Raw genomic sequence first — 6,710 nt, forward strand, 5'->3', positions numbered from 1 at the left:
GTGGCGGCCACTCCGAAAGATAATCTGAATTACCGGTCTGCGGTATTGCTTAGGGCTTGACTGATTCTTTCGTCGCCTGAGTATTTGGCGATGTCGGCGGCAGTTTCACGCCTCTTGTTGCGCAGGCGCACATTGGCGCCGTTGTCGAGCAGGGCCCGAACAACCTCGAGTCGGCCCTCGTGAACCGCGATCATGAGCGCGCTGTAGCCTTGACTATTTTTTGCATTCAGATCGACGTGACGCTTTAGCAGTTCTTGGACAACGTCGACCATGCCGCCATGCGAGGCGAGCATCAATGGGGTGTTTCCGGTCGCCGTCGCATGCCGTGGGTCCGCGCCCTTGTCCAACAAAATCTTAGACGCTTCGCTATTGTGGTTCTTGATCGCCTGCAAGAAAGGCGTGACGCCAGCGGCATCCGTGATCTTTTGGTCGGCGCCCTTGTGTAAGAGGAGCTCCACCACGGTTAGATCGCCACGATCAACGGCATGCCAAAGTGGCGTTCGCCCTCGTTTGTCGAGCGCGTTGATCGGCGCGCCATTGTCGATGAGTGCTTTGACGACTTTCGGAGAGCAGGCGTCAACCGCTACGACTAGCGCCGTTCGCCCATCGTCCCTAGCTGGCCTGATGTCCGCGCCGGCCTCGATGAGCCGCTCGATTGTCACTTCGTGGCATTTGCCAACAGCTGCGATTAGCGGCGTTACTCCATTTTTTGACGCGACGGATATTTCAGCGCCCTTCGCGAGCAGGCGATCGACGATTTCGACGTAACCACTATCCGCAGCGACAAGAAGCGCTGTTTCGCCCGCGTTATTGCGAGACTTTACGTCTGCTCCAGCGGACAGAAGGATTTCGACCGACTCCATACGACCAGCAGCGGAGGCGAGGGAAAGAGCCGAGTCGCCGTGTTCATCCGCCGCCATGATATTCACGCCGGCGCCGATCAGGAGCCTCAAAGCAGCATTTTGACCGCGGCAAGCCGCATCAATTATGGCTGCGCGGCCGTTACGGAGCGCGGCTTCGGGGGAAATTTTGAGTTCAGACACTGCCGCCTGCTTGCTATTCTCGCCGGCATCAACTGCCACAGGCTGAACGCTAGACGGCCCTGCCAGTTTTTGCGCCGCGATCTTACGAAGGAGAAGCGCTGCGCGTTCGTCGCCTCGCGCTGCTGCCTTTTGCAACCAAAAGCGCGCCTGCTCAACGTCGAGCGGTGCGCCATGCGCCAGGAGATACATGTTGGCAAGGCTAAATTGCGCCTTGCGGTCGCCAGATTCGGCAGCACGCTTCATCCAGTTAAATGCGGCAACGAGATCCTCGGCTGTTCCACGTCCTGACCGATAATAGGAAGAAAGCCGGTACTGCGCTTCAGCGTCGCCGGCCATAGCGGCTTTCTGCGTATGGGTGAACACGTCTCGGTCGGCGGCGGTTATGCGCGGCGCCGTGTCGGCCGACTGTTGGCGCACGGCGCTCGGTCCTGCTTGCGGGAGAGAGGCGGACGGCGCCCCGGCTCCAATGGAGGGCGCGGCGCCTTTCTCCGAGTTCTTCTTAGCCAGCGCTTCATTGCAAATGACTGCGCCGGTTAGTGCGAATGCGCTGGCAAAAAAGCTGCGAAGTACGATTCTACCTGGTGCCATATTTCGTTTCGACCTGTATGCCCATGCTTTCCAAAAAGGGAGTCGGCAGTATGCCGCCGACACACACGATCACTGCGTCATTACTGAACGAACGGACTTCGCCGTTCCATTTCACTTCTACTTCGTCAACGCCAATGCATTTAACGGAGGATGAGAACATGACGTTGAGGCGCCCGGCTTCCTGTGCCTGTTTGACGCGTTCGCGGTTCTTGAGCTTCGCGCGACTGAAGGATTCGCTGCGGTGAGACAAGGTGACGGTCGTTCCAGGTTGGTCCGCGATTTCACAGGCGGCCTCCAGCGCGCTGTCACCGCCGCCGACCACAAGCACATGCTGGCCACGATACTGCTCAGGATCGATCATGCGATAAACCACTTTTGGTTGGTTTTCGCCTGGAACGTCGAGCTTGCGTGGTGTGCCGCGCCGCCCGATTGTCAGTAATACAGCGCGGGTCTTATAGGTGGTTCGTGTCGACTTGACCTCAAAATGGTTGCCTTCACGCGTGACCGTTTCGACGCGCTCGCCCACGTTAATCTCGAGGCCAGTTTTTTCGACGATGCCCTCGAAAAAGGCGATCAGCTCTTCTTTGCTTAGTTCGGAGAAGTTAAAGGTTCCCGCGAGCGGCAGCGTGAATGGCGCGGTCATCACCAGTTTGCCGCGCGGGAACTGGGCGACCGTACCGCCGAGCGTGTCCTGCTCGAGAGTAACGAAACGGAGCTTGTGCTGTAAGGCCGCGAGACTCGCCGAGAAACCACTTGGTCCGCACCCGACAATAACCACGTCGAGGACGCCTGGGACGTCGATCCCATTCACCCTGCGGACACTGTCGATCGCCTGACGTCCCTGTTCGATGGCATTGCGGACGAGGCCCATGCCTCCCAGTTCGCCGGCGATGAAAATACCTGGAACATTGGTCTCGAAGTTCGGATAGACGTTTGGAATATCGACGCCGCGACGCGCTGTGCCGAAGACCAGCGAGATCGCGTCGGCCGGGCAAACTGCCTTGCAGGCGCCATGGCCAATGCAACGTGACGGCTCGACGAGCTCCGATTTGCCATCAATCAAGCCGAGGATGTCGCCTTCGTGGCAGATGCGCACGCAGGAGGCGCATCCAATGCATTTCGCTCGATCAATGATCGGATGAAGCGACGCCGGCTCCAGTAATCCCGCTTCAGTGGAGGCGGCGAGTTTTGCGACCGCGCGAACTTCGAGCCGTTTGCGCGCTGGCAGGTAGACCGCCCAAATAAACATGAGAGGAAGCACATAGGCGAAGATCACTTCGATTTGCATATTTGTGATCCTGATTTACGGACCTTGTAACGCCGACGCAGATCCGCGTCAGATCAAATTAGGTGAACAAGGAGCCGCACATAAACCGACAGCGTACGCATTTGGGGCTAGTTCACATCCGACCCTATCGATATGCGCTGACCAAGAATTGACTGGGAATAGCGATGATTTTGTGTGCTACCTGAAACGTAGATGAATGCAGCCGCCACATATCTTTATGAGACACTGTGCGCGTGCGATAAAAGTGGGTCACTGGCGTCAGACGCGGAGCAACTCGGCGAAATCGCTGCGCCGCAAGTCAAATTTGTTTTGACCTCGACGAATCTTAATCGCCGAATTGAGCACGCTATTCCTGCTTCGGGCAACGGCGGAAGAGTTAGCAACAGCCTTTCGATTGTAGGCTCATGAGATTGACGCAGTTAGCCATGCATGTAGGTCGCCTCATTTAATCTTCTGTTCAGGATACGAGGGAACGGCATGGTTATAGTCTCGGCTTCACGACACCATCAGGGTAGCATGAACCCAGTCGCCGCAAGCTCAAGATATTGGCCATACGTCACGCGTCCGATTGCTCGCGTGACGCCGGTTGCGGTCGCTGTCCTGGTTTTCGTCGCCCTCCTTATTGGATGGCTGCAAAGCGACGAAGAATACGTGGTGCCGGAAAGCGGATTCGGCTATTGGCTCGGCATTGCGGGAAGCGTCGCGATGCTCGCCTTGCTGATGTATTCATATCGCAAACGCAATAAGTCGAAACGCGTCATCGGATCGGTGCCGACATGGTTTCGAATTCACATGTTTTTGGGCGTGTTCGGGCCGGTCGTCATAATGTTCCATTCGAACTTCCGGCTGGGGGCTCTCAACAGCAATGTCGCTCTATTTGCGATGCTGATCGTCGCGACCAGCGGCGTTATCGGCCGGTACATTTACGGCAAGATTCACATGGGCCTTTATGGCCGCAAAGCTGAGGCGCAGGAGATTCTCGCGGATATCGAATCGTTGAGGCGCGAGTTCGGCCAAAAGACCCATGTTGCAGATCCAATTTTTGACGAGCTTGACGCGTTCGGGAGGCAAATTATCGAGCGGCCCACATCGAATGCGATTGAGAGCCTGTGGTTTGGCGGCGTTCAGGCAGTCCGATCGAGATTCTTGCGTGCGCGGCTTCGCGATCAGATGCGACGATTCGTTGAGATTGAGGGGCGTACGAAGGGATGGTCCTGGTGGCAGAGACGGCGCAGATTCTCCGAAATGAACGAAGTTGTGACCATCTATTTCAACGCTCTTCTCAAGGCCGCAAAACTGAGATTTTATGAACGCCTCTTCAATTTGTGGCACCTCCTACATCTTCCCTTATTTTTCTTGATGGTGATGGCTGCGCTTGTCCATGTCTGGGCAGCTCACCGATATTGAGGGGAGCTTAGGGCGTGCAACGCTGGCGGCGCGGGGCGGTCGTAATCGTGGGCTTTCTCTTGCTCGCGACATTTGGCTATACGCAAGCGCAGCGATTAATCGAGAAGCTTGTCATACCGGGACCTCTTGTCGGGGGACACTCAAAATTTGAGGGCCAGTGCGAGAAGTGTCACGAGCCTTTTTCTCAGACTACGCAATCAAGACTCTGTTTAGACTGCCACAAAGAAATCGCAGCTGATCGCCAGGCGCATACTCGTTTCCACGGACGACAGACAGACGCCCTGAATCGCGAATGCAGGGCTTGCCATACCGAGCACAAAGGCCGCAACGCAGACATCATGCAGCTCGATCGTGAACGATTCGATCACGACCTAGCGAGCTATCGTCTGGTTGATGCTCACAGAACCGTCGAATGCAACTCCTGTCATGCGTCGCAGACGCCGTTCCACAAGACTTCATCGCTTTGTGTCGATTGTCACAGGAAAGTCGATGCTCATAAGGGCAGGCTAGGCGACCGGTGCGACAACTGCCATTCGCCTACGAGCTGGCGCAATGTCAAAGCCTTCGATCACGGCAAGACGAAATTTCCATTGCACGGCGCTCATAAGGATGTTGCCTGTGCCATCTGTCATATCGGGGAAATATATAAGGACCTCGCGCAAACCTGCGTGTCATGCCACCGCTTGCAAGATCCACACGCGGGGCAACTCGGCGATCGCTGCGAGCAGTGTCACGACGATGTCGACTGGCGCAAGAACATCAACTTTGATCACAATCGGACTCGCTTCCAGCTAATCGGCCAGCACGCGTCGGTTGCCTGCGAAGACTGTCATGGCTCACCCAGCTATAAAGATGCGCCGCTCGCCTGCGAGAAATGCCATCGCGACAGCTATCACCTAGGTCGCCTCGGTGTAATTGCACGGTGCGGGAGTTGCCACAATCCGTTCGCATGGAACAAATGGAAGTTCGATCACGCGCGCCAGACCAGTTATCCCCTTACCGGCGCGCACCAACGGCTGAAATGTGAAAGCTGTCACTCGACCAAGAATGCGGCCACTCTCAAATTGCCGGTGACTTGCGAGAGCTGCCACAAGGACGATCACCAGGGCCATCTCGGCGCACAGCCGAAATGTGCCAGTTGTCACGACACCAGCGCCTGGTCGCATTGGCGGTTCGACCACGGACGGCAAGCGGGTTACCCGCTCATCGGCGCGCATGCGAGATTAAAATGCGAGAGCTGTCACAGCGAGAAGAACGCGGCGAGCCTTAAGATCCCATCCGATTGCGCCAGTTGTCACCGTAAGGACGATCCGCATGTCGGCTCTTTCGGACGTTCCTGCGAAAGGTGTCACAATCCAGTAAGCTGGCGAAAGGTCGATATTCGCAATTAATACGGAAAGTGAAACTAGACCCGATAGTGTGTGAACGCCCTCTGCGCCACCGTCGGTCCAGCAATTCTTAACGCGCAATTTGGTCAGAATCGCGTCGATCTTGAGACCTTCTCGTACCTGCATCCGACGAGACTTAATTTGCGGAATTTTCCGCGCTTTCAGGTCGCTTTCAGGTCGATGGTTTACATTGATTTATTCGCCGCAGGTCTGGTGGCTCATCACCATAGCGTAGTGCTTGCTCCGTCTCAACGAGGCCGTGCGTCGCGACAGAATTGAGGAACAGGAGAGGCTTCAGGGGTGCGATGGATGCCACCGAAATAAATTATGAGTTCGAAAGATTGTGGAGAGGTGGTTGAGCGCGGGCGTGCGCCATCCATCTTTACGTTGGAACTTCTTGCGGTCCGCGCTTGTCACTCTGATCGTGGCGGCCGGGGTTATATTTGCATGCGTTCTTTCCGGCGTCGCTCAGACATCGACGCCTGCGGGCACATTTAATCCGAGCTTTAACCAGCCCCTGCCTGGCACGACGCCCTTCGATCACGCTACGACCGGCTTCCTTTTAACGAACAGCCACGGACAGGCCTCGTGCGAATCATGTCACGTCGGGGGGCGGTTCAAGAATACGCCGAGACAATGTCGCGGCTGCCATAATGGCTACGTGGCGCTTGGAAAATCGAAGAATCATCCGCCAACGACGGACAAGTGCGAGGGATGTCACCGGACGACGATTTTTGCTGATATCGGCGTTATCGATCACACACAGGCGTCGATCATTTGTAGCGCTTGCCATGATGGCAGATTCGCTATCACTAAGCCTGCCACGCATATCCCTGTAAATGCGGCTTGCCAGTCTTGTCATACGTCGACAGCGAGCTTTACGACCTATACGATGAACCATGCGGCGGTGAGCGGGTCGCGCTGCGACTCGTGCCACAACGGGTCGTATACGTCGCAAGGCACGAAGGGGGCGTTGGGTTCGGCGTCCTATGCCGG

4 protein-coding genes are annotated in these 6,710 nt (G+C 56.4%); 2 read left to right on the forward strand and 2 right to left on the reverse strand.

The features are described 5' to 3' along the window. Positions 1–29 precede the first annotated feature (29 nt). Together FEV16_RS11160 and FEV16_RS11165 are read right to left on the reverse strand one after the other, a co-directional pair. The gene (locus tag FEV16_RS11160) at positions 30–1,460 is read right to left on the reverse strand and encodes an ankyrin repeat domain-containing protein (protein ID WP_171015207.1); all 1,431 of its coding nucleotides are present in this window, start codon (positions 1,458–1,460) and stop codon (positions 30–32) included. A gap of 157 nt (positions 1,461–1,617) precedes the next feature. Further along, entirely contained in the window at positions 1,618–2,919 is a 1,302-nt protein-coding gene (locus tag FEV16_RS11165; RefSeq protein ID WP_138167719.1) for an NAD(P)-binding domain-containing protein, read from the reverse strand. A 576-nt stretch (positions 2,920–3,495) separates the two neighbouring features. On the opposite strand from FEV16_RS11165, the gene FEV16_RS11170 reads away from it, so the two are divergent. Both FEV16_RS11170 and FEV16_RS11175 read left to right on the forward strand, forming a co-directional pair. Then, positions 3,496–4,326 carry a pyridine nucleotide-disulfide oxidoreductase gene (locus tag FEV16_RS11170; protein ID WP_246657290.1) on the forward strand — a complete coding sequence of 277 codons (831 nt, stop codon included), beginning with the start codon at positions 3,496–3,498 and terminating at the stop codon, positions 4,324–4,326. Between the two features lie 338 nt (positions 4,327–4,664). Beyond that, complete coding sequence (locus FEV16_RS11175) at positions 4,665–5,717, forward strand: cytochrome c3 family protein (RefSeq protein ID WP_246657291.1); 1,053 nt, start codon at positions 4,665–4,667, stop codon at positions 5,715–5,717. Positions 5,718–6,710: the final 993 nt, after the last annotated feature.

The organism is Methylocystis sp. B8 (assembly GCF_005771425.1).
Taxonomy (GTDB): domain Bacteria; phylum Pseudomonadota; class Alphaproteobacteria; order Rhizobiales; family Beijerinckiaceae; genus Methylocystis.